Raw genomic sequence first — 21,246 nt, 5'->3', positions numbered from 1 at the left:
CAGCAGTCTCCAAAGCAGCGGTAACACACGCCGTCGAGACTATCCGGCCAGCAGGAGCTCAGCCGCCGCCGGACGCTGTTCCTCGGCCGGCGGGCGCGGTCCGCCGGCCGACGGGCGCGGTTCGACCGCTGACGGGCACAGTTCGAAGTACAGCTCCCCCGGCGCGCTGTCCACCAGGTGTATCACCCTGGGCAGCGTGTGCAGCAGGGCGAGTACCGCGGTGTTCTCCGGGCGCACCGTCACGTGCACGGTCTCCGCCGCCCACCTCGGGTCGGCGAGAGCGTGCTCGAGCAGCGCCCGGCCGACGCCCCGGTGCTGCCAGCGGTCGGCCACCAACAGCGCGACCTCGACCTCGCCCGCATCGCTCGGCGCCAGATTCACCAGCCCGACCGGCCGGCCCGCGTCCAGCGCGAGGAAGGCCCGGCCGCTCGCGGGCCCGAGCAGCAGGGTCAGCAGGTTGCGGTCCGCCGCCCCGGACACCGGGCGGAAGAACCGGGCCGCCAGCGACGCCGGGCTGCACCGCGCGGCCAGCCGGGCCACCAGTCCCCGTTCCGCGCAGCCGGACACCTCGACGATCGTCAGCGCGGCGACGGAGCGGGTCGCGGCCGCCCGTCCGGCCAGGGTGGCGGTCATTCGGTCACCGCCCCGGCCGTGCCGGCCGGCGGGCGCAGGATCAGCATGCTGCTGACGGCGGTCGCGTAGAGCCGGCCGTCCGGGCCGCGCAGCTCGGCCTGGGCCAGTGCGGTGCGGCCGCCGAGGTGGGTCACCGTGCCGACGCAGCGCAGCGGACCCGAGGCACCCGACTCGACGGTGATCGCGTGCACGAACTTCACGGTGAGGTCGAGGCTGGTGTACCCCACGCCGGCGGGCAGCAGCGAGTGCACCGCGCACCCCGCGGCGGAGTCCAGCAGGGTCGCGAACATGCCGCCGTGCACCGCGCCGATCGGGTTGTAGTGGTACTCGGCCGGCCGGAACTCGAACACCACGCGACCGGCCTCCGCCTCCACCAGCCGGCTCCCGGTGGTCCGGGCGAACGGCGGCGCCGGCACCTCCCCGCTGGCCAGCGCGCGCAGGAAGCTGAGCCCGTCCCGGCCGGCCGCCTCCCGCGCCAGGTCCGCCGGGTCGCCCCAGTCGTACTCCCGTTCGCGCGCCACCACGGTCCGCCGGGTCATCTCGCCCTCCATCTGAGTTTCGAAACGAAACCCTGTATCCAGGGTGTCCCGCTGGGTTTCGATGCGCAACTGACCAGGCGTATGATGTGTGTCATGCCGGCCGTGATGGATCCTCGAGAGCTCGACAGCGCGGTGTGCTCGATCGCCCGCACCATGGAGTTGATCGGCCATCCGTGGACCGTGCTGGTGCTGCGTGACCTGTTCAACGGGGTGCGCCGGTTCGACGAGCTGGCCGACCATCTGGGCATCGCCCGCAACGTGCTGACCAGGCGACTGGCCGGGCTGGTCGACGCCGGGCTGGTCGAGAAGGTGTCCTACCGCGAACCGGGCCAGCGCGCCCGCCACGAGTACCGCCTGACCAGGGCCGGGTGGGACCTGCGGCCGGTACTGCTGGCCGTGATGGCCTACGGCGACGACCACCTGGCCGGCCCGGACGGACCGCCGCTGCGGGTGGGGCACGCGGACTGCGGCGGGCAGGTCCTGGTCCGTCTCGAGTGCGCCAACGGCCACCCGATCGACAGCGACAGCCGGCTGCGCGCGATCCCCGGCCCGGGCGCCGGTTTCGTCCGCGAGTCGGGCGCCGGTTTCGTCCGCGAGTCGGGCGCCTCAGCACACTGAGTCGCGCGCCTCAGCACACTGAGTCGCGCGCCTCAGCACACGGCCGCCACCCGATCGCGGACACAGGTCGGCCGCACCGCCGCCGCCGCGCACTGAGCCGCCGGCACTGTGCCGCCGCCGCCGCCGCACTGAGCCGCCGGCACAGACCCACCACCGCTCGCACAGACCCTGCAGAGGCTGTGCCGGCCACACGGGGTCTGTGCCAGCGACGAAAGCCGCCGCCCACGCCCGCCGCCGCGCCCCGCCGCCCGCCGCCGCGCCGACCGCCCCACTGATCCGCCGACACAGACCGGCTACCGCTCGCACAGCCCCTGCACAGGCTGTGCCGACTACACGGGGTCTGTGCCAGCGACAGAGAGGGCGGCGGCCGATCGCCACCGGCGAGTCGGCGACGACGGCCCACCCGCGACGACCGCCACCACGCGACGCGCATAGGCCGAGGACGCCTGCCTCACGCGCACCCCGCCACCACGCCCGCCCCGCGCGTCACGCCCGCCACGCGCACTTCGCCACCACGCCCGCCCCGCGCGTCACGCCCGCCACGCGCACCCCCGCCACCACGCCCGCCACGCGCGTCACGGGGCTAGTTGGTGATCTGAACCTTGTCGCCCAGCTGCAGGAACGTGTAGAAGTGCTGCGCGTCCTCCATCTCCAGGCGAACGCAGCCGGCCGAACGCCGCTCCAGCGTGCCCTCGTGGAACGCCACCCCGCCGTCGGCGAAGAACACCGAGAACGGCATCGGTGAGGGTTGCCCGTCCGGTGTCTTGAACTCCGAGCTCTTGTGGTTCTTGTCCTTCCACTGCACCAGGTGCTCGCCGACCGGCGTCTCCTGGCCAGGGCCGCCGGTGGCCACGTCGACCGGGCCGTAGGCGATCGCGCCGTTGTCGAACAGCCAGGCCGTGTGGTCGCTGATGGACACGCACGCGACGGTCCCGACCGTGCACGGGGTGCCCTCGACGAGGTTCGCCGGCGGACCGGCCAGTTTCGAGGACCTCGACCCCGACCCTGAGTCCTCGGACTCGTCGTCGGCCAGCGCCGGGCCGGCGAACGGGACGGTGCCGAGCAACGCCGCCGCGGCGACGCACACCCCCCACCGCGCCGGCCGCCGGTTGCGGTGGCGGCCGAGCAGCTCAATCATGCGGTGGTCCCTTCCCATCTGGAGGCAAGGAGCCCCCGCCGCACTTCTGATAAACCACTGAGATCCAATCCCGGGGCGACCTTATCGGGCATACGGACGGTGACTGTGCGCAACCCCGGCATCCCGTCCGGGTCGTTTCGGGGTCACAGGATCGGGGGGCGGCCGCCGAGCCCTACCATTCACCGGTCCAGCCGACGAGCCCACGTACGCGACGAGGCAGGGGGAAACCGATGCTGGAGGCCAGCCAGGCCGGCAACACCGATCGACCGGATGACCGGGCCGACCACCGGGCGCAGCTCAACGCCCTGGGGTCACCGGAGGCACCCAACCCGGCCGCAGTGGTCGTGCTTGCCGCCGGTGAGGGACGCCGGATGCATTCGGCGACGCCGAAAGTGCTGCACCCGATTGCCGGGCGCCCGCTGCTCGGCCATGCCGTGCACGCCGCCGCCGCGCTCGCGCCCGAGCATCTGGTGGTCGTCGCCGGGCACGGTCGCGACCAGGTCCGCGAGTACCTGTCCGAGCTGGCCGTCGAGCTGAGCCGGTCAGCACTGCTGGCCATCCAGGAGCAGCAGCGCGGCACCGGGCACGCGGTGGCCTGCGCGCTGGACTCGCTGCCGGCCATCAGCGGGCCGGTGATGGTTACCTACGGTGACGTACCGCTCCTCGATTCGGGCACCCTGCGCGGGTTGCTCACCGAGCACGCGGCCGCCGGCAACGCGATCACCGTGCTGACCGCCGAGCTGGCCGACCCCACCGGCTACGGGCGGGTGCTGCGCGGCAGCGGCGACCTCGCCGGCACCATCACCGGCATCGTCGAGCAGCGCGACGGCACCCCCGAACAACTGGCCATCCAGGAGATCAACTCCGGGGTCTACGTGTTCGAGGCGGACGTGCTGCGCGACGGGCTCGCCAAGCTGACCGAGCTCGCTCCGGCGAACGCGCAGGGCGAGCAGTACCTGACCGACGTGGTGGGCCTCGCGCACGCGGCCGGTCGCCGGGTGGGCGCACTGCGCTGCCCGGACCCGTGGTTGGTGTGCGGCGTCAACGACCGGGTGCAGCTGGCCGAGATCGGCGCCGAGCTGAACCGGCGGCTGCTGGCCAGCTGGATGCGCTCCGGGGTGACCGTGATCGACCCGGCGAGCACGTGGGTGGACGTCGGGGTCCGGTTGGAGCGCGACGTGGTGCTGCACCCCGGCATCCAGCTGCACGGCGCGACGACGGTGTGCAGCGGCGCGGAGATCGGCCCGGACAGCACCCTGACGAACTGTTGGGTGGGCTCCGACGCCCGGGTCGTGCGCACCCACGCCAACGGGGCCGAGGTCGGTGCGGGGGCCAACGTGGGCCCGTTCGCCTACCTGCGCCCCGGCACCCGGCTCGGCGAGCTCGGCAAGATCGGCGGCTTCGTTGAGACCAAGAACGCCACGATCGGCCGGGGCAGCAAGGTGCCGCACCTGACCTATGTCGGCGACGCGACGATCGGCGAGGGCACCAACATCGGCGCCTCCTCGGTGTTCGTGAACTACGACGGGGTGACCAAGCACCACAGCGTGATCGGCTCCTACGCACGCACCGGCTCGGACACGATGTTCGTGGCACCGATCACAGTCGGCGACGGCGCTTACGTGGGCGCCGGCACCGTGCTGCGGGAGGATGTACCACCCGGCGCGTTAGCCGTCTCCGCTGGTGATCAGCGCAATATCGAGGGGTGGGTGATCCGCCGACGACCGGGAACCCCGGCCGCTATGGCCGCCGAGCAGGCCCTTGCCGCACAATCGCACAGTGACGCCTCCCCGACTTCGGGGACACCCGAACAGGTGGGCTCAGTGGAGCCAGGCGACACTGTAGGTACCCCGACGGCACCACACGGGGGCAACAGCCACTGCTAGGAGGCGGGCGCGACGATGACCGCGATGACGGCAACTCCGAAGAAGAGCCTGATGTTCTTCGCCGGGCGGTCGCACCCAGAACTGGCCGAAGAGGTCGCCAAGCACCTGGACGTCACGATCACCCCGCAGACCGCGCACGACTTCGCCAACGGCGAGATCTTCGTCCGGTTCGAGGAGTCGGTACGGGGCTGCGACGCGTTCGTCATCCAGAGTCACTGCCACCCGATCAACGACTGGCTGATGGAACAGCTGATCATGGTGGATGCGCTCAAGCGGGCCTCGGCGAAGCGGATCACCGCCGTGATGCCGTTCTACCCGTACGCCCGGCAGGACAAGAAGCACCGCGGCCGCGAGCCGATCTCGGCGCGGCTGGTGGCGGACATGTTCAAGACCGCCGGCGCGGACCGGATCATGACCGTCGACCTGCACACCGCGCAGATCCAGGGCTTCTTCGACGGCCCGGTGGACCACCTGTGGGCGATGCCGCTGCTGGCCGAGTACGTCCGGGACTCCTACGCCGACCGCGACCTCGCGGTCGTCTCACCGGACTCCGGGCGGGTGCGGCTGGCCGAGAAGTGGTCGGAGATGCTCGGCGGCACCCCGCTGGCGTTCATCCACAAGACCCGCGACCCGCTCAGGCCCAACCAGGCGGTGGCCAACCGGGTGGTCGGTGAGATCGCCGGCAAGACCTGCGTCGTGATCGACGACATGATCGACACCGGTGGCACCATCGCCGGCGCGACCAAGGCACTGCTGGCCGACGGGGCCGCCGACGTGATCATTGCGACCACCCACGGCGTGCTCTCCGGGCCGGCCCGCGAGCGGCTGTCCACCTGCGGCGCCCGCGAGGTCGTGGTGACCAACACGCTGCCCATCCCGGAGGACAAGCGCTTCCCGCAGCTGACCGTGCTGTCCATCGCCCCGCTGCTCGCCCGCGCGATCCACGAGGTGTTCGACGACGGTTCGGTGACCAGCCTGTTCAACGGCAACGCCTGAGCGAGCTACCGCGCAGGCGCGATCGCACCGCGCGCGCCGCACCAGACCTCCCGGCGGGTCGCCGGATTCCGCGGGCTGAGTCGCTGGATTCCGCGGTACGCCCGCCGCCGTACGCGCTGTGATCCACATCACCGGATTCGTCAAGAGCCCGCCAAGGAACGCCTCCGGCGCGCGAAGGAAACCACCGAGCCCCTCCCGGCGCCGGCTCTGGCGGTGCATACCGGTCAGGAGCGCCGGCGCCCGCCGGCGCACAGCCGTTCCTGAGAAGAGGAATTCGGTGACGCTCGCCGAGCTGGTCCCATCCCTGCGCACCTCGCTGTCCGCCCGGCTGGAACCCGGGCTGTGGCCCTCCTCGGCGCACGCCGACTGTGCCGGCGAGGTCACCGTCGGCGGCGTGCCGCTGAGCCACCTCGCGGCCCAGCACGGCACCCCGACCTACGTGCTGGACATCGACGACGTCCGGCTGCGCTGCCAGGAGTACCGCCAGACGCTGCCCGGGGTGGAGATCGCCTACGCGTCCAAGGCGTTCCTGTGCGCGGCGATGGTCCGGCTCGTCGCCGAGGAGGGGCTCACCCTGGACGTCTGCTCGGCCGGTGAGCTCGCACTGGCCAGGGCCGCCGGATTCCCGGCGGAGCGGATCGTGCTGCACGGCAACGTCAAGACCGTCGAGGACCTCAAGTCGGCACTGAGCGCCCGGGTGGGCCGGATCGTGCTCGACTCCACCGACGAGATCGACCAGCTGGCCGCACTGGCCCGACACCGCCAGGACGTGCTCATCCGGGTCACCCCCGAGGTGGACGCCGGCGCGCACAAGGCGGTGGCGACCGGCGTGGCTGACCAGAAGTTCGGCTTCGGGCTGAGCGACGGCGCGGCGGTGGACGCGGTGCGCCGGGTGCTCGGCCACCCCGGGCTGCGGCTGGTCGGGCTGCACTGCCACCTGGGCTCGCAGATCAGCACCGTGGCGGCCTACGAGCTGGCCGCGCGGCGGATGGTGGGTCTGCTCGCCGAGCTCGGGCACCGGTTCGGCTTCCAGGCCGCGCAGCTCAACCTGGGCGGCGGCCACGCGGTGCGCTACACCCGGACCGACCGGGCGCTGGACCTGGTCAGCTTCGCCAACCGGGTGCCCGAGGCCGTCCGCGCCGCCTGCCTGGACCACCGGGTGCCGAGGCCCGCGCTGACCGTCGAGCCCGGCCGGGCCATCGTCGGGCCGGCCGCCGTGGCGCTGTACCGGGTGGCGGCGGTGAAGCGGCGGCCCGGGCTGCGCACGTTCGTCGCGGTGGACGGCGGGATGAGCGACAACCCTCGGCCGGCGCTGTACGGCGCCCGGTACGCCGCCCGGCTGATCGGCCGCCCGCTGCGCGCGCTGCCTCGCCCGGTCACCGTGGTCGGCCGGCACTGCGAGGCGGGCGACGTGCTGGCCACCGACGTGCTGCTCCCCGAGGACGTCCGGGCCGGCGATCTGCTCGCGGTCCCGGTGGCCGGTGCGTACCAGGTCTCGATGGCGTCGAGCTACAACCTGGTCGGCCGCCCGCCGGTGGTCGCGGTCAGCGGCGGGGCCAGCCGGCTGCTCATCCGCCGGGAGACCGAGACGGACCTGCTCGGCCGCGACATGGAACTCGACGCAGCGCACGGCACAGCGCCCGGCACGGCGCCCGGCACAGGGCCCGGCACAGGGCTCGGCACGAAGCCCGACACGGCGCTCACCGCGAGTGCCGACGGGGCACCCGGGCGGGCTCACAGCGGGGCCCAGCTGGGGGGTTGACAGCTACTCCGGGTCGATGCCACCCGCCGGCCGAGTCTGACGTATGATTTTCAGGTTGCCTCGGCGAGGGCGGACCACCGAATCCGCCGTGATCGACGTGGGTCGGCGGATGTGATCCGGCGCCCTGTCGTGCCGTGGCCCGCCCCAGTAGACCGTTCGTTTGCTAGTCGAGGAGTGCACCGCCGTGGCCGAGGTCCGTATCAACGCCGAACCCCGTACCGAATTCGGGAAGGGCGCGGCCCGTCGCACGCGCCGCGCCGGCCAGATCCCGGCCGTGCTCTACGGCCGCGGCAGCGAGCCCGTGCACCTCGCGCTGCCGGCCCTGGACTTCGCCCGCGCGCTGCGGGACAACGGCCGTAACGCCGTGCTCACCATCGCACTCGAGGGTGGCCCGCAGCTGGCGCTGCCCAAGACCGTGGTCACCCACCCGATCCGCGACTACATCGAGCACGTCGACCTGCTGGTCATCAAGCGCGGCGAGAAGGTCGTCGTCGAGGTGTCGGTGCACGTCGTCGGCGACGCCGTCTCCGGCGCCCTGATCACCCAGGAGCTGGACCGCCTCGAGGTCGAGGCCGACGTCTCCAGCATCCCGGACTCGCTCGAGGTCTCCGTCGACGGCGTCCAGATCGGCACCCAGATCCTGGCCGGCCAGGTCCCGCTGCCCGACGGCGTCAACCTGCGCACCGACGCGGAGTACCTGGTGGTCAACGTGGTCGCCTCGCCGACCGCCGAGGCCATGGAGGGCGAGGTCGACGCCGAGGGCGCTGGCGTCGTCGAGGACGCGCCGACCTCCGCCTCCGACGACAACTGACCGGCCCGACCGCAAGACGATGAACGATACGGGGGCGTCCGGGCCCGGCCTTGTGGTCGGGCTCGGCAACCCCGGTCCGAAATACGCCGACACCAGGCACAACGTCGGCTTCGCGGTGGTCGAGCTGCTCGCCGCCAGGGCGAGCGCCAAGTTCCGCCCGCACAAGGGCGTCGCCGACGTGGCGGAAGGTCGGCTGGGCGGCGGCCGGGTGGTGCTGGCCAAGCCCCGTTCGTACATGAACGTCTCCGGCGGCCCGGTGGCCAGTGTGCTGCGCTACTTCCACGTCCCGGCCACCGAGCTGATCGTGGTGCACGACGACCTGGACCTGCCGTTCGGCACCATCCGGCTCAAGCGCGGCGGCGGTGAGGGCGGGCACAACGGGCTGCGCTCGATCAGCCAGTCCCTCGGCACCAAGGACTACCTGCGCGCGCGGTTCGGCATCGGCCGACCGCCCGGCCGGATGGATCCCGCCGACTTCGTACTGCGCCGGTTCTCCGGCAGCGAGCGCACCGAGGCCGACCTGGCCGTCGACCTGTGCGCGGACGCGGTGGAGGCACTGCTGTCCGAAGGCCTGGAGCCTGCGCAGAACCGGTTCCACGCACTCACCTCGTAACCAGACCCGCCTAGGCCGCACACGCACTTCAGCCGCCCCTGTGCCACACACCCTCTCTGGGTGCCGCACACCCGCCGCAGTGGGTGCGCGGCACCCGAAGAGGGTGTGCGGTGTGGGCGGTGCTGCGGCGCCCCGGGTGGCAGCATCGCGGCCGTGAGCCAACTTCGCGGCTGGCCGTCCTTCCCCGACGAGCTGCCGACCTTCGACCCGACCGATGTCCCGTCCGCGCCGCACGAGCTGTTCCTGAGCTGGCTGAGCGAGGCCGGTGAGCACGTGCTCGCCCCGCACGCGGTCACCCTGTCCACGGTCGATCCGGACGGCGCCCCGGACGCCAGAGTGGTCATCCTCAAGGACGTCGACGCCGCCGGTTTCTACGTCGCATCCAGCGCGGACAGCCCCAAGGGCGTCCAGCTCGACAAGGACCCGCGCGCCGCGCTGACCTTCTTCTGGCCGGGCCGGGGGCGCCAGGTACGGGTCCGGGGGCCGGTCAGCCCGTGCGACCCGGAGGTGTCCGCCGCCGACTTCCGCGCCCGCCCGCCGGCATCCCGGGCGGAGGGGTTCGTCGGGCGGCAGTCCGAGGTCCTGCACGACCCGGCCGAGCTGGTGACCGCCGGCGAGGAGGCGCAGCGGCGGGTGGACGCCGACCCCGACCTGGTGCCGCCCGGCTGGACCCGCTACCTGGTTTCACCACTGGCGGTGGAGTTCTGGCAGGCGCGGCACGACCGCAGGCACGTCCGGCTGCGCTACCTGCGCACCGAGAACCTGCACACCGGGAACCGCTGGCACACCGAGCTGCTCTGGCCGTAACCGCACCAATCGCCCCGTCGAAGTGCGTAAAACGTACGAAGTGCGCAATATGCGTATCGACGGGTCCTCGCTGAGGGTGTTGAGTTCAGGCATGGGTCGACGGCCGGAGCTGACCCGACCAGAACCGGCCGTCGGCCCAGCTCCATGTCCAGCTGGTCGCCGCTGAACCGTCGCCCGGTCAACCCGCCGGCCGTGCTCCCCGCTCAGGCGTCCAACAGTTCCCGGGTGGCGGCGCGGCGCAGTTTGCCGGACGGCGTCTTGGGCAACGAGGCCGGCGCGAGCACCACGACCCGGGCCGGGCGCACCCCGACCGAGGACACCACCCGGGCGGTGACCTGCTTGCGGATCAGCTCCTCCGCCTCGGTGTCACCGGCCCGGCGCGACTCCACCACCACGACGAACGACTCCCGCTTCGACGTGCCCACCCCGCTGCCGGCGTCCAACCGGACCGCGACCACGTTGCCGGCACGCACCCCGTCCACCTCGGCGGCGGCCCGCTCGATGTCGGTCGGGTAGATGTTGCGACCGCCCATGATGATCACGTCCTTGAGCCGGCCGCAGACCACCACCACCCCGCCGGTCAGGTAACCCTGGTCGCCGGTGTCCAGCCAGCCGTCCGCATCCTGGGTGGCCACCGGGCCGTGCACGGTCAGGTAGCCGGGGGTCACCGACTCGCCGCTCAGCTGGATCGCGCCGACCTCGCGGTCACCGAGCACCCGCCCCTCGTCGTCGACCACCCGCGCGGTCAGCCCGGGCAGCGGCCGGCCGAGCAGCGGGAAGCGGCGCACCGCGCGGTCCGGCTCGGCGTGCACGTCGACCGCCACCGCGCGACGGTGCGCCTCGAGCTCGTCCGCGTCGATGGTGTCCACCTCGAGCCCGGTCTCGACCGGCGCGAACGACACCCCGAGCGCCGTCTCGGCCATCCCGTAGGCGGCCACCACGCACTCCGCGCGCAGCCCGAAGCGGGCGCCGGCAGCGGTGAACGAGGCCACCGCGTCGGGGTCGATCGGCTCGGCGCCGTTCAGCGCGAACCGCATGCTGGACAGGTCCAGAGCGCCGTCGTCGGCCCGGCCCAGCTGGCGGCCCAGCACCGCGTAGGCGAAGTTCGGCGCGGCGGTGACCGTGCCGCCGTACTTGCTGATCAGCTCGGCCCACAGCAGCGGGCGGCTGAGGAAGTCCACCGGGGTGACGGTGACCAACTCCAGGCCCACGGTCATCGGCACGGTCAGGAACCCGACCATGCCCATGTCGTGGAACAGCGGCAGCCAGGACACCATGACGTCCCGCTCCCTGCGTAGCTCCGAGGCCTGCACCATCGCGGTCAGGTTGGCGAAGAGGTTGCGGTGGGTGATCCGGACCGCCTTCGGCTCGGCGGTCGAGCCGCTGGTCAGCTGCAGCAGCGCGGTGTCGTCCTCGCCGTGCGGCAGGTCGGGTACCGGCGGGTCGACGTCGGCGAACGCGGCACCCAGCTCGGCGATCGGGCGGACCGTGATGCCGCGCTGGGTGAGTACATCGGCCAGCGGGTCGAACGGCGGCCCGAGCAGCACCATCCCGGCGCCGATCATCCCCAGTACCTGCACCGTGTCCTCGGCCCAGGCGGCGAGATCGGTGCGCGGGGTGGGCTGGTGAAGCATGGTGACGCTGCCGCCGGCCAGCCAGACCGCCTGCGCCGCCGGCGCGATCAACGCCGGCTCACCGGCCAGCACGGCCACCGCGGTACCCGGTGCCAATCCTCCATCGATCAGGTCGGCGGCCATCCGCAGCGCGGTCGCGTGGACCTCGGCCCAGCTCCGCCGGACCGGATCGCGCGGCTCACCGGTGGTCATGCCCCGGGGCGACTCGGCGGCGCTGTGCAGCAGCAGATCAACAAATCGGCTCACAGGTCCGCAGCCTACGGGCGAGTAGCTACGTGCGCGCGGGATCTGAGCCCACCGCTGTGAGTGGTATTGGTTGCCATGGCGACCAATACCCCTCACAGGGTGTGTCGAGCGAGCGGTTGGCTGATCCGGCTGATGCCAATGATCTGGCATCGCGCGAATCTGCGACTAAGCTTCGGAGGCGTGTCCGACTTGCGCAGCGCTGTTGATCAGGAAATGGCCCAGGCCCGCGCTGACCTGGAGAATCTCGTCCGCATCCCGAGCATCTGGGCCGACCACGCACACCGCGAGGACACCCGGCGCAGCGCCGAGGCGGTGGCCGAGCTGGCCCGAGGCGCCGGCGCCGAGTCGGTCGAGATCCTCGCGGCGCAGGGCGGCGCCCCCGCGGTGGTGGCGCACTGGCCCGCTCCGGAGGGCGCGCCGACCGTGATGCTGTACGCGCACCACGACGTGCAGCCCACCGGCGGCGACGAGAAGTGGACCAGCCCGCCGTTCACCCCCACGGAGCGGGACGGCCGGCTGTACGGGCGTGGCGCGGCGGATGACAAGGCCGGCGTGATGACGCACCTGGCGGTGCTGCGCGCCTTCCGGTCGCTGCCCGGCGGCCTGCCGGTGGGCGTGACGCTGTTCATCGAGGGCGAGGAGGAGTCCGGCTCACCGACGCTGACCGCGCTGCTCGCCGAGCACCACCGGAAGCTGGCCGCCGATGTGATCATCATCGCCGACTCGTCCAACCCTGCCGTCGACGTGCCGGCGCTGACCACCAGCCTGCGCGGCCTGGTGGACTGCACGGTCGAGGTCAAGATGCTGGAGCGCCCGGCGCACTCCGGGGTGTACGGCGGCCCGCTCGGCGACGCGCTGACCGCGCTGTGCCGGCTGCTGGCCACGCTGCACGACGACAAGGGCCGGGTGGCGATCCCGGGTCTGGTGCACAACACCTCCGACGCCCCCGACCTGGACGAGGCCACCTTCCGCGCGGACGCCTCCGCGCTCGAGGGCGTCGAGCTGCTCGGCACCGGGACACTGGTCGAGCGGTTGTGGCAACAGCCGGCGATCGCGGTCCTCGGCATCGACGCGCCGAAGGTGTCCGAGGCGTCGAACGTGCTGCTGCCCTCGGCGCGCGCGGCGGTCAGCATGCGGTTGGCGCCGGGTCAGGACCCGGCCGTGGCGCAGCGTTCGCTCACCGAGCACCTGACCGGGCACGCGCCGTGGGGCGCCACCGTGACGGTGACCCCGGGAGCCGCCGCCGACCCGTTCGAGCTGGACCCGGTCGGCGCGGTGTACGAGGCGGCCCGGCGGACGTTCTCGGCCGCCTACGGCAACGACGCGGTCGAGGTCGGCATCGGCGGTTCCATCCCGTTCATCGGGGAGTTCGCCCGCACCTTCCCCGGCGCCGCGGTGCTGGTCACCGGCGTCGGCGACCCGAAGAGCCGCTGGCACGGCATCGACGAGAGCCTGCACCTGGGCATGTTCGGTCACGCGGTGCTCGCCGAGGCACTGTTGCTCGCGGAACTCGGTAGCGCCGGGAAGTAGCTGCACTCTGGCCGGGGTCACCGCAACGCTCGGCGCCGCCGGACTGGCCGAGGCGATCGAGCGCGGGCGGGCACTCTCGGCCGAGGACGGCTTCGCGCTGCTCACCCGTTGACCCGGTGAGCGGCCTCAACCCGCCGCCGGGGCGAGCCCGCTGTAAAGCAGTTCGGTGTCCCACTGCCCGCGCGGCTGGGTGTGCAGGCGCCAGACGCCGGCGCCGCTGTCAGCCGCCGCCGCGGACCAGCCGCCGCAGTGCGGTGCTGCGCAGGTACAGCGCCAGCCAGACCAGCACGCCGGTGTACACCGGGGACAGCACGTAGCCCCACAACGGCAGCTCGGCCCGCATGTTGGTGCAGACCGCGCCGCCGAGGTAACCGGTCAGGAGCACCGCGCCGAACACGGCGGTGCGCGGGACCAGGTACAGCACCAGACAGACCAACAGCACCCCGCCGATGACCGCGACCTGACCGGCCGGGAAGCCCAGCTGGACGGTGGCTGCCACCACGGGCGGCAGCCGCAGCAGCTTGGTGACGGAGTCGAACAGCAGGAACAGGCCGACCACGACCGTGAGCACCAACCCGGTGCGGGCAGCGGCGCGGCTGGGGACGTCGGTCCGGGCGGCGGAGTCGGTGTTTGTGGTCATCGGGATGGTCCTTCCGGGGCGGCCCGCGCCGGGTCGATCCCGGCGTTCGTCAGTGCGTCGAACAACAACGGGGCAGACCGACAGCGCCCGGCAAACTAACCGGGCCGGCTCCGAAATTCCCCGCTACCCGGCGGAACGCCGGTCGTCCGGCAGCGGGGCCGGCCTGGGCAGCGCGGCGTCCCGGCCCTCGGCGCGCCGGACGGCCGCGACCGCGAGGCGACTCAGCCGGGTCAGCGCGAGATCGCCCATGGCGGTCGTCACCGGGTAGATACGGTTGCTGACGAAGGCGACCGACATCCCGGACACCGGGTCGCCCCACCCGCCGGAGCCGGCGTAGCCGAAGTGCCCGAACGCCCTCGGCAGCCAGACCCCGGGCACGAACGCCTGGTGGTAGCCCAGCCGCCAGAACATCGGGATGCCCAGGCAGCGGTCCGGGGCGCGGGTGTGCACCCGGTTGAGGCCGCGGACCGCGGCACCGGACAGCAGCCGCTTGCCGCCCGCGACGCCGTCGTTCGCCAACGCGCCGTACAGCACCGCCAGCGACTCGGCGCTGAACACACCGTTGGCCGCCGGCATCTCGGTGTCCAGGATCGCCGGCCGTGGCCCCTGGAACAGCTCGTGCACACCGGGTACGAACAAACTCTCCAGGCCGCGGCGCGGCGGCAGCACCCCGGGGAACGGCGCGAAGCCGAGCCGCGACACCAGCGGCGACAGCGGCCGGAACCGCCCCACCGTGGCGGCGACCCGCTGCTGCTGGCCGGTGCGGGGGCGGCCGATGTGCAGCCCGTCGATGCCGAGCGGCTCGTTGACCTCGGTCTGCACCAGCTCCGCCATGCCCTTACCGGTCACCGCCCTGGCCAGCCCGGCGAGCAGCCAGCCGAAGGTGATGGCGTGGTACGCCGAGGTGCCGGGCCGGTGGTCGGGGGTGTGCGCGGCGAGGCGTTGTTCGGCGGCGAGATGGTCCAGCATCGCGGCGCCGTTCGGCGCGATCGGCGCGAGCTTGTCCAGCCCGACCTGGTGGGTGAGCAGGTGCCGGACGGTGAGCCGGCCCTTGCCGCCGGCGGCGAACTCCGGCCAGTACGCCGCGACGGGCTCGTCGTAGCCGAGCAGCCCGCGGTCGGCGAGCCGGTGGATCACGGTGGCCGCGACGCCCTTGGTGGTGGAGAAGGAGAGCCCGAGGCTGTCGCGCTGCCACCGGCGGCCGGTGCCCGGGTCCGCCACGCCACCCCAGATGTCGACGACGGTGCGGTCCCGGTACCGCACGACGAAGGAACCGCCGCCGCGGCGTGGTGAGCGGAACAGCCGGGTGAACAGCCGCGCCACCGGTTCGTAGCCGGGTTCGACAAACCCTTCGTAGTCAGTCACGGCGAGCCTCCCAGGTAGCGCGGTCAGCCTTCGGCGGTTTCGGCGGCGAGCAGCCACTCTTCCTCGACCGTGGCCCGCTCGGCCACCAGGGCACGCAGCTCGGCGTCCAGCTCGAGCAGCCGGGGCGGGTCGGTGGCGGCCTCGGCCAGTGCGGTGTGCAGCTTGGCCTCGCGGGTGTTCAGCGTCTCCAGCCGCCGCTCCAGCCGCCGCGCCTCCTTCTGCGCGTCGCGGCGCTCGCCGGAGCTGGCCGCGGGCTGGGCGGGCTCGCCGGCCGACCGTGCCGCCTGCCGCGCCGGGGATCCCGCCGGGGATCGGCCCTCGGACCGGGCCGGTGACGACATGGCCGCCGGGCCGGCCGGCGTGGGCAGCGCGGCCCGGCGCTTCAGATACTCCTCGATGCCACCGGGCAGGTGGGTGATCCGACCCTCGCCGAACAGCGCCACCACGGTGTCGCAGACCCGCTCGATCAGGTACCGGTCGTGGCTGACCACCACCAGGGTGCCCGGCCAGCCGTCGAGCAGGTCCTCGAGGCGCTGCAGCGTGTCGATGTCCAGGTCGTTGGTCGGCTCGTCGAGCAGCAGGACGTTCGGCTCAGCCATCAGCAGCCGGGTCAGCTGCAGCCGCCGCCGCTCGCCGCCGGACAGCTCGCCCACCGGGGTCCACTGCCGGGCCGCCGGGAAACCGAGGCGCTCCAACATCGAGGACGCGGTCAGCTCGTTGCGCCCGACGGTGACGAACCGGGCGATCTCCTCGACCGCCTCCAGCACCCGCTGGCTGGCCGGCAGGTCGACCAGCTCCTGGGTCAGGTGCGCCAGCCGGACCGTCTTGCCGGTCACCAGCCGGCCGCCGTCCAGCTCGCGCTCGCCGCCGAGGGCGCGCAGCAGCGTCGTCTTGCCCGACCCGTTCACCCCGACCAGCCCGATCCGGTCACCGGGGCCCAGGCGCCAGGTGACCCGGTCCAGCAGGGTGCGGTCCGGCACCCGCAGCGTGGCGTCCTCCAGCTCCAGCACCTGGCGGCCCAGGCGTGCCGAGGCGAATGCCATCAGCTCGGGGGCGTTGCGCGGGTCCGGCACGTCGGCGATCAGTACCTCGGCCGCCTCGATGCGGAACTTCGGCTTCGACGTCCGCGCCGGAGCGCCCCGGCGCAGCCACGCCAGCTCCTTGCGGGCCAGGTTGCGGCGCCGCTCCTCGGCCGCGTCGGACTGGCGGGCGCGCTCCGCGCGGGCGTACACCCAGTCCGCGTAGCCGCCGGTGTAGGACTCCACCCGGCCGGCCGTGTCGCCGCCGCCGACCTCCCAGGTACGGGTGCACACCGCATCCAGGAACCACCGGTCGTGGGTGACCACCAGCACCGCGCAGCGCCGGGCGACCAGGTGCTCGGCCAGCCAGGCGATGCCCTCCACGTCGAGGTGGTTGGTGGGCTCGTCGAGCACGATCAGGTCGGACTCGGCCACCAGGGCGGCGGCCAACGACACCCGGCGCCGCTCGCCGCCGGACATGCCGTCCACGGTGCGGTCCAGGTCGGTGATGCCCAGGCCGTTGAGGACCGAGCGGATCAGGGGGTCGGCGGCCCACTCGTGGTCGGCCGAGTCGGCGGTCACCCCGAGCGGACCCAGCACGACGTCACGCACCTGGGCACCGGCCGGCAGGATGTTGTGCTGGCCGACCACCGCGATCCGCACGCCGCGCATCCGGCTGACCCGGCCGCCGTCCGGTTCGCGGGCGCCGGTGAGCACGTCGAGCATGGTCGTCTTGCCGCCGCCGTTGAGACCGACCACGCCAATCCGCTCGCCGGCGGCCACCCCCAGCGACACGCGGTCCAGCAGTACCCGGGAGCCATCCCCCGGCACGGTCGCGGTGACCGCCTCGAAGTTGATCAGGTTCGTTCCGTCGGCCATCAGTTGGGCGGGCCCTTCGGTCTCAAGCTCGGGCTGGCGGCGGGAAGTACGGCGGGGTGGGCGGGCCGGGGGGCGGCGCCCCGTTCGGACCGAGCTCGTCGTCGCCCACCACCCGGGCGCCGGGCACCGGGCCGTGCGCCACCCGCACCGTGCGGCACACCCCGGCGCCGGACAGCTCGGTCGCCACGCTCACCGCCGTCTCGGCGTCGGAGCACAGGAACGCGCAGGTCGGGCCGGAGCCGGAGATGATGCCGGCCAGCGCACCGGCCTGTACCCCGGCGCGCAGGGTACGGCGCAGTGTGGGTTCCAGGCTCACCGCGGCGGCCTGCAGGTCGTTGCTGAGCAGCAGCGCGAGCTGGCGTGGGTCGCCGGTGGCCAGCGCCTCCAGCACCGGCTCCACACCGCCGGCCCGGGGCGGCACCGTGGGCGAGCCGGACAGCCCGCGCAGCCGGTCCAGCTCGGCGAACGCGGCCGGGGTGGCCAGGCCCCGGTGGTGCAGCGCGATCACCCAGTGCTGGGGGTGCCGGCTCAACACCGGTACCAGCTGCTCGCCCCGACCGGTGCCCAGCGCGGTTCCGCCGTACAGCGCGAAGGTGACGTCGCTGCCCAGGTCGGCGGCCAGCGCGGCGAGCTGGTCGCGCGGCAGGTCCAGCTTCCACAGCGCGGACAGTGCGACCAGGGTGCCGGCCGCGTCCGCGCTGCCACCCGCCATGCCGCCGGCCACCGGGATCCCCTTGCGCAGCACCACCCGCACGTCCGGGTCGCGACCGGCCAGCTTGGCCAGCGCGAGCACCGCCCGCCAGGCCAGGTTCCGCTCGTCGGTGGGCACCTCGACCGGGCTGCCGGTCCCGCCCTCGCCGTGTACGTCGACACCCGGCTGGTCGGTGGCGGCCACCGTGACCTCGTCGAACAGGCTCACCGCGTGGAACACCGTGACCAGGTCGTGGAAGCCGTCCTCGCGCGGTTCACCGACCGCGAGATGGAGGTTGACCTTCGCCGGGACACGCACGGTGACCGGCGGCGGGACGATGGCGAGCACGTCGATCACTCTACGTGCGCGTACCGGCGGCAGGCCCACACGGTCCGCGCGCCGCCGCGATCCTGGTGAACTCCGCCACCGAGAGCCGCTCCGCCCGCGTGCCCGGGTCCACCTCCGCCGCCCGCAGCACCTGCTCCGCGGCCACCGGCGAGCCCGCCCACCCGGCCAGCGCGCCGCGCAGCGACTTGCGGCGCTGGGCGAACGCCGCGTCCACCACGGCGAACACCGCCTTCCGCATCGCCTCCGGACCGGTGGGCTCGGCGTGGCGGCGCACCGACAGCAGCGCCGAGTCCACCCCGGGCACCGGCCAGAACACCGCGCGCGGCACCGGACCGGCACGGCGGGCGGCGGCGTACCAGGCCAGCTTGACGCTCGGCGCGCCGTACTCCCGGCCACCCGGGCCCGCCGCCAGCCGGTCCACCACCTCGGACTGGATCATCACCAGCCCGTGCCGCAGCGACGGGAGTACCTCGAGCACGTGCAGCAACACCGGCACGCCGACGTTGTAGGGCAGGTTGGCCACCACCGCGGTCGGCGGGCGCGGCAACGACTCGGGGCGCAGCCGCAGCGCGTCCTCGGTGAGCACGGTCAGCCGGTCGGCCAGCGTCGGCGCCCGCGCGGCCACCGTCGCCGGCAGTGCTCCGGCCAGCACCGGGTCGATCTCGACCGCGAGCACCGAGGCGGCGGCCGGCAACAGCGCCAAGGTCAGCGAGCCGAGCCCCGGGCCGATCTCCAGCACCACCTCGTCCGGCTCCAGCTCGGCGAGGCGGGCGATCCGGCGCACCGTGTTGGCGTCGTGCACGAAGTTCTGCCCGAGCCGCTTGGTCGGCCGCAGCCCCAGCTCGGCGGCCAGCGCGCGGACGTCCGCCGGGCCGAGCAGCCGCGAGTCGGGGGTCAGCACCGGCTCACGGGGCGGTGTCCCCGGAGAGCCCGAGCTTGCGGGAGCAGGCCGGCCACGCGCCGTACCCGCCTCGGGAGTCCCGGACCTTCTGGGCAACCGCGATCTGCTCCTCACGACTAGCCTGGCTCGCGGTGGGGGCGTAGTCGGTACCGCCGTTCGCCCGCCAGGTCTGTCTGTCGAACTGCACGCCACCGTAGTAGCCGTTGCCGGTGTCGGCCTGCCAGTTGCCCCCGGACTCGCAGGCGGCCAGCCGATCCCACACCGCACCGAACGCCACCGCCGGCGCGACCGCGTCCGGGTTGGTACCGATGCGCACCACGCGCGGCCGAGGCTCCGTGACCACCCCGCCCTTGACCTTCCGCCGGGCGATCTCGGTGCCGTCACGCACCAGTATCCGGTACACCGCCGCGAGCTGCCCGGGGCGCCCCGGATCCCGTACGACCCGTTGTCCCTTGGCGAGCTTGGCGTCCGGCACCTCGACGACCGGCGCCGGGATCGGCGTGATCACGGTGATCTCGCCGTCACCGTTGCGCACCACCTGGACCCGGTCGCCGTCCTCGAGCGGGGTGTCCGGGTCGGGCATGGTGATGTCGGCCGGCCGCAGGGGCGCGCCGAGGTCGTCCAGCAGCGCGCGAACGGTGGCCGCGTCGGTGGTGACCCGCCGCGCGGGCCTGGCACCGTCGACCACGGTCACCGTGCGTCGCACGGTCATCTCCAGCGACAGGCCGTCCAGCGGGATCTGGGTGCTCGGCGCGGCGGAGAGCACGGTCGGCTGGGCATCCAGGTCGAGGCCGGCCAGCGCGTCGCGTACCGAGGCGGCGGTGGTCCAGAACTGCCTCCGGTAGCCGTCCTCGACCAGGGTCAGCGCGCGCGCCCGCTTCAGGATGATGTGGTCACCGCTGTCGATCGAGGTGCCGCCGCTGGGCTCCAGCCGGTCCCGGGGGCCCACCGCCACGCCGGCCGCCTCGACCGCTCCCCGCACGTCGGAGGCGAAGGTGTGCACCGTGCGGTCCGTGCCGTCCACCGTGATCGTGATCGACTTGTTCAGCGCGACGGCGGCGAGGCTCGCCAGCAGCATGGCCACGAACAGCGCGATGACCAGCGCCTGGTCCAGCGGCCGTCGGTACACAGCGTCCCGTCCCGTGTCCTACCGGAGTGATCACGGGACCGTAACGAGGCGCCGACGGACCCCGTGGGCGTTTGACGAGCAGTGCGCCGAACGGAGTAGCCGCTGGGGCGGCCTTGTGCGGATGGCGTCACCCGGTGTAGCGGCTCAGGCCAGCTCGGCGAGGCGGAACACCCGCTCGGCGTTCGCCCGGGTGGCCTCGGCGACCACCTCGGCGTCGACGCCCCGGGCCGCCGCGATGCCGCGCACCGTCCAGGGCAGGCAGTACGGCTCGTTGGCCCGGCCCCGGTGCGGGTGCGGGGTGAGGAACGGGGCGTCCGTCTCGACCAGCAGCAGCTCGGCCGGCGCCAGCACCGCGGCCTCCCGCAGCGCCACCGCGTTACGGAAGGTGACCGGCCCGGCGAACGACATGTAGTAGCCGGCGTCCGCGCACGCCCGGGCCATCTCGGCGTCCCCGGAGAAGCAGTGGAAGATCACCTGCTCCGGTGCGCCCTCCTCGCGCAGCACGCGCAGCACGTCGTCGTGCGCGTCCCGGTCGTGGATCATGACCGGTTTGCCGAGCCGCTTGGCCAGGTCGATGTGCCAGGCGAACGCCTCACGCTGCACGCCGGGGTCGGCACAGTCGGCGTCGTGCTCGGGCCAGTAGTAGTCCAGCCCGGTCTCGCCGACCGCGACCACCCGGGGCGCCGCGGCCAGCTTCTCGATCTCCGCGCGGGCCGCCTCGTCCAGCACGTTCGCCCTGGTCGGATGCAGCGCGACGGCGGCCACCACGCGCCGGTCCGCCGCGGCGGCGGTCAGTACCCAGCGCGCCGAGTCCATGTCGTCGGCCACGGTGACCGCCGTGTGCACGCCGACCGCCGCCGCCCGGTCCATCGCCGCCCGCACATCCTCGGCGGTCACGCAGCCGCAGGCGTCCAGGTGGGTGTGCGAGTCGATGGTGCCGGCGCCGGGCAACGGTTCCGGGGCCGGCGGCCGCTCCCGCCGCCCGTACGCCCCGCTCACCCGACACCCCGTGAGTGGCGAGTGGTCCTCTCGGACCACTCGCCACTCACGACGTCTGAGCA

At 73.4% G+C, this 21,246-nt stretch carries 19 protein-coding genes; 8 read left to right on the top strand and 11 right to left on the bottom strand.

Annotated elements, in window-relative coordinates:
* Positions 1–39 precede the first annotated feature (39 nt).
* Together ACTXG6_RS12275 and ACTXG6_RS12270 are read right to left on the bottom strand one after the other, a co-directional pair.
* Positions 40–633: a GNAT family N-acetyltransferase gene (locus ACTXG6_RS12275; protein ID WP_445187904.1), complete on the bottom strand. Its 594-nt coding sequence runs from the start codon at positions 631–633 to the stop codon at positions 40–42.
* Positions 630–1,172 (bottom strand): PaaI family thioesterase, encoded by a 543-nt coding sequence (locus tag ACTXG6_RS12270; protein ID WP_445187903.1) that lies wholly within the window; start codon positions 1,170–1,172, stop codon positions 630–632. Before ACTXG6_RS12270 ends, ACTXG6_RS12275 begins: the two co-directional genes overlap by 4 nt.
* 93 nt (positions 1,173–1,265) lie before the next feature.
* On the opposite strand from ACTXG6_RS12270, the gene ACTXG6_RS12265 reads away from it, so the two are divergent.
* The gene (locus ACTXG6_RS12265; protein WP_445187902.1) at positions 1,266–1,790 is read left to right on the top strand and encodes a winged helix-turn-helix transcriptional regulator; all 525 of its coding nucleotides are present in this window, start codon (positions 1,266–1,268) and stop codon (positions 1,788–1,790) included.
* A gap of 583 nt (positions 1,791–2,373) precedes the next feature.
* On the opposite strand, the gene ACTXG6_RS12260 is transcribed toward ACTXG6_RS12265, so the two are convergent.
* Positions 2,374–2,928, bottom strand: coding sequence for a L,D-transpeptidase (locus ACTXG6_RS12260; RefSeq protein WP_445187901.1), 555 nt, complete (start codon positions 2,926–2,928; stop codon positions 2,374–2,376).
* Between the two features lie 230 nt (positions 2,929–3,158).
* On the opposite strand from ACTXG6_RS12260, the gene glmU reads away from it, so the two are divergent.
* From glmU to ACTXG6_RS12230, 6 genes are all read left to right on the top strand, one after another.
* Positions 3,159–4,814, top strand: coding sequence for a bifunctional UDP-N-acetylglucosamine diphosphorylase/glucosamine-1-phosphate N-acetyltransferase GlmU (glmU, locus tag ACTXG6_RS12255; protein ID WP_445187900.1), 1,656 nt, complete (start codon positions 3,159–3,161; stop codon positions 4,812–4,814).
* Between the two features lie 15 nt (positions 4,815–4,829).
* Complete coding sequence (locus ACTXG6_RS12250; protein ID WP_445187899.1) at positions 4,830–5,810, top strand: ribose-phosphate diphosphokinase; 981 nt, start codon at positions 4,830–4,832, stop codon at positions 5,808–5,810.
* 277 nt (positions 5,811–6,087) lie between these two features.
* On the top strand, positions 6,088–7,572 hold the full coding sequence (gene lysA / locus ACTXG6_RS12245) for a diaminopimelate decarboxylase (protein ID WP_445187898.1): 1,485 nt from the start codon (positions 6,088–6,090) through the stop codon (positions 7,570–7,572).
* Positions 7,573–7,756: 184 nt separating this feature from the next.
* A complete protein-coding gene (locus ACTXG6_RS12240; protein WP_445187897.1) occupies positions 7,757–8,383 on the top strand; it encodes a 50S ribosomal protein L25/general stress protein Ctc in 627 nt (208 codons plus the stop codon).
* 19 nt (positions 8,384–8,402) lie between these two features.
* A complete protein-coding gene (pth, locus tag ACTXG6_RS12235) occupies positions 8,403–8,996 on the top strand; it encodes an aminoacyl-tRNA hydrolase (RefSeq protein WP_445187896.1) in 594 nt (197 codons plus the stop codon).
* A 153-nt stretch (positions 8,997–9,149) separates the two neighbouring features.
* Positions 9,150–9,803 carry a pyridoxine/pyridoxamine 5'-phosphate oxidase gene (locus ACTXG6_RS12230; protein WP_445187895.1) on the top strand — a complete coding sequence of 218 codons (654 nt, stop codon included), beginning with the start codon at positions 9,150–9,152 and terminating at the stop codon, positions 9,801–9,803.
* Positions 9,804–10,006: 203 nt separating this feature from the next.
* Here ACTXG6_RS12230 and ACTXG6_RS12225 read toward each other — a convergent pair whose 3' ends face one another.
* Positions 10,007–11,683: a fatty acyl-AMP ligase gene (locus ACTXG6_RS12225; protein ID WP_445187894.1), complete on the bottom strand. Its 1,677-nt coding sequence runs from the start codon at positions 11,681–11,683 to the stop codon at positions 10,007–10,009.
* 180 nt (positions 11,684–11,863) lie between these two features.
* Here ACTXG6_RS12225 and ACTXG6_RS12220 point away from each other — a divergent pair, with 180 nt between their 5' ends.
* On the top strand, positions 11,864–13,213 hold the full coding sequence (locus tag ACTXG6_RS12220; RefSeq protein WP_445187893.1) for a dipeptidase: 1,350 nt from the start codon (positions 11,864–11,866) through the stop codon (positions 13,211–13,213).
* Positions 13,214–13,433: 220 nt separating this feature from the next.
* On the opposite strand, the gene ACTXG6_RS12215 is transcribed toward ACTXG6_RS12220, so the two are convergent.
* The 7 genes from ACTXG6_RS12215 to ACTXG6_RS12185 all read right to left on the bottom strand — a co-directional run bounded on the left by ACTXG6_RS12215 (position 13,434) and on the right by ACTXG6_RS12185 (position 21,184).
* Entirely contained in the window at positions 13,434–13,853 is a 420-nt protein-coding gene (locus tag ACTXG6_RS12215; RefSeq protein WP_445187892.1) for a DoxX family protein, read from the bottom strand.
* Between the two features lie 123 nt (positions 13,854–13,976).
* Entirely contained in the window at positions 13,977–15,218 is a 1,242-nt protein-coding gene (locus ACTXG6_RS12210) for a serine hydrolase domain-containing protein (protein WP_445187891.1), read from the bottom strand.
* 23 nt (positions 15,219–15,241) lie between these two features.
* The gene (locus ACTXG6_RS12205) at positions 15,242–17,116 is read right to left on the bottom strand and encodes an ATP-binding cassette domain-containing protein (RefSeq protein ID WP_445187890.1); all 1,875 of its coding nucleotides are present in this window, start codon (positions 17,114–17,116) and stop codon (positions 15,242–15,244) included.
* A gap of 22 nt (positions 17,117–17,138) precedes the next feature.
* Entirely contained in the window at positions 17,139–18,146 is a 1,008-nt protein-coding gene (locus ACTXG6_RS12200; RefSeq protein WP_445189982.1) for a 4-(cytidine 5'-diphospho)-2-C-methyl-D-erythritol kinase, read from the bottom strand.
* 19 nt (positions 18,147–18,165) lie between these two features.
* The gene (gene rsmA / locus ACTXG6_RS12195) at positions 18,166–19,053 is read right to left on the bottom strand and encodes a 16S rRNA (adenine(1518)-N(6)/adenine(1519)-N(6))-dimethyltransferase RsmA (protein ID WP_445189981.1); all 888 of its coding nucleotides are present in this window, start codon (positions 19,051–19,053) and stop codon (positions 18,166–18,168) included.
* Positions 19,054–19,060: 7 nt separating this feature from the next.
* Positions 19,061–20,185, bottom strand: a complete 1,125-nt coding sequence (locus tag ACTXG6_RS12190; RefSeq protein WP_445187889.1) for a transglycosylase family protein — start codon at positions 20,183–20,185, stop codon at positions 19,061–19,063.
* A 144-nt stretch (positions 20,186–20,329) separates the two neighbouring features.
* Positions 20,330–21,184 carry a TatD family hydrolase gene (locus ACTXG6_RS12185; RefSeq protein WP_445187888.1) on the bottom strand — a complete coding sequence of 285 codons (855 nt, stop codon included), beginning with the start codon at positions 21,182–21,184 and terminating at the stop codon, positions 20,330–20,332.
* Positions 21,185–21,246 lie beyond the last annotated feature (62 nt).

The sequence above is a fragment of the Pseudonocardia sp. Cha107L01 genome (genome assembly GCF_052566575.1).
Note: the sequence above shows the minus strand (reverse complement) of the source record. Positions and strands in the feature narration are given on the sequence as shown.

Bases quoted from the DNA above. Each gene is read 5' to 3' on its own strand.
- ACTXG6_RS12260 (WP_445187901.1), bottom strand. From the start codon at position 2,928: ATGATTGAGCTGCTCGGCCGCCACCGCAACCGGCGGCCGGCGCGGTGG.
- ACTXG6_RS12250 (WP_445187899.1), top strand. From the start codon at position 4,830: ATGACCGCGATGACGGCAACTCCGAAGAAGAGCCTGATGTTCTTCGCC.
- ACTXG6_RS12215 (WP_445187892.1), bottom strand. From the start codon at position 13,853: ATGACCACAAACACCGACTCCGCCGCCCGGACCGACGTCCCCAGCCGC.
- pth (WP_445187896.1), top strand. From the start codon at position 8,403: ATGAACGATACGGGGGCGTCCGGGCCCGGCCTTGTGGTCGGGCTCGGC.
- glmU (WP_445187900.1), top strand. From the start codon at position 3,159: ATGCTGGAGGCCAGCCAGGCCGGCAACACCGATCGACCGGATGACCGG.
- ACTXG6_RS12275 (WP_445187904.1), bottom strand. From the start codon at position 633: ATGACCGCCACCCTGGCCGGACGGGCGGCCGCGACCCGCTCCGTCGCC.
- ACTXG6_RS12270 (WP_445187903.1), bottom strand. From the start codon at position 1,172: ATGACCCGGCGGACCGTGGTGGCGCGCGAACGGGAGTACGACTGGGGC.
- ACTXG6_RS12265 (WP_445187902.1), top strand. From the start codon at position 1,266: ATGCCGGCCGTGATGGATCCTCGAGAGCTCGACAGCGCGGTGTGCTCG.
- ACTXG6_RS12205 (WP_445187890.1), bottom strand. From the start codon at position 17,116: ATGGCCGACGGAACGAACCTGATCAACTTCGAGGCGGTCACCGCGACC.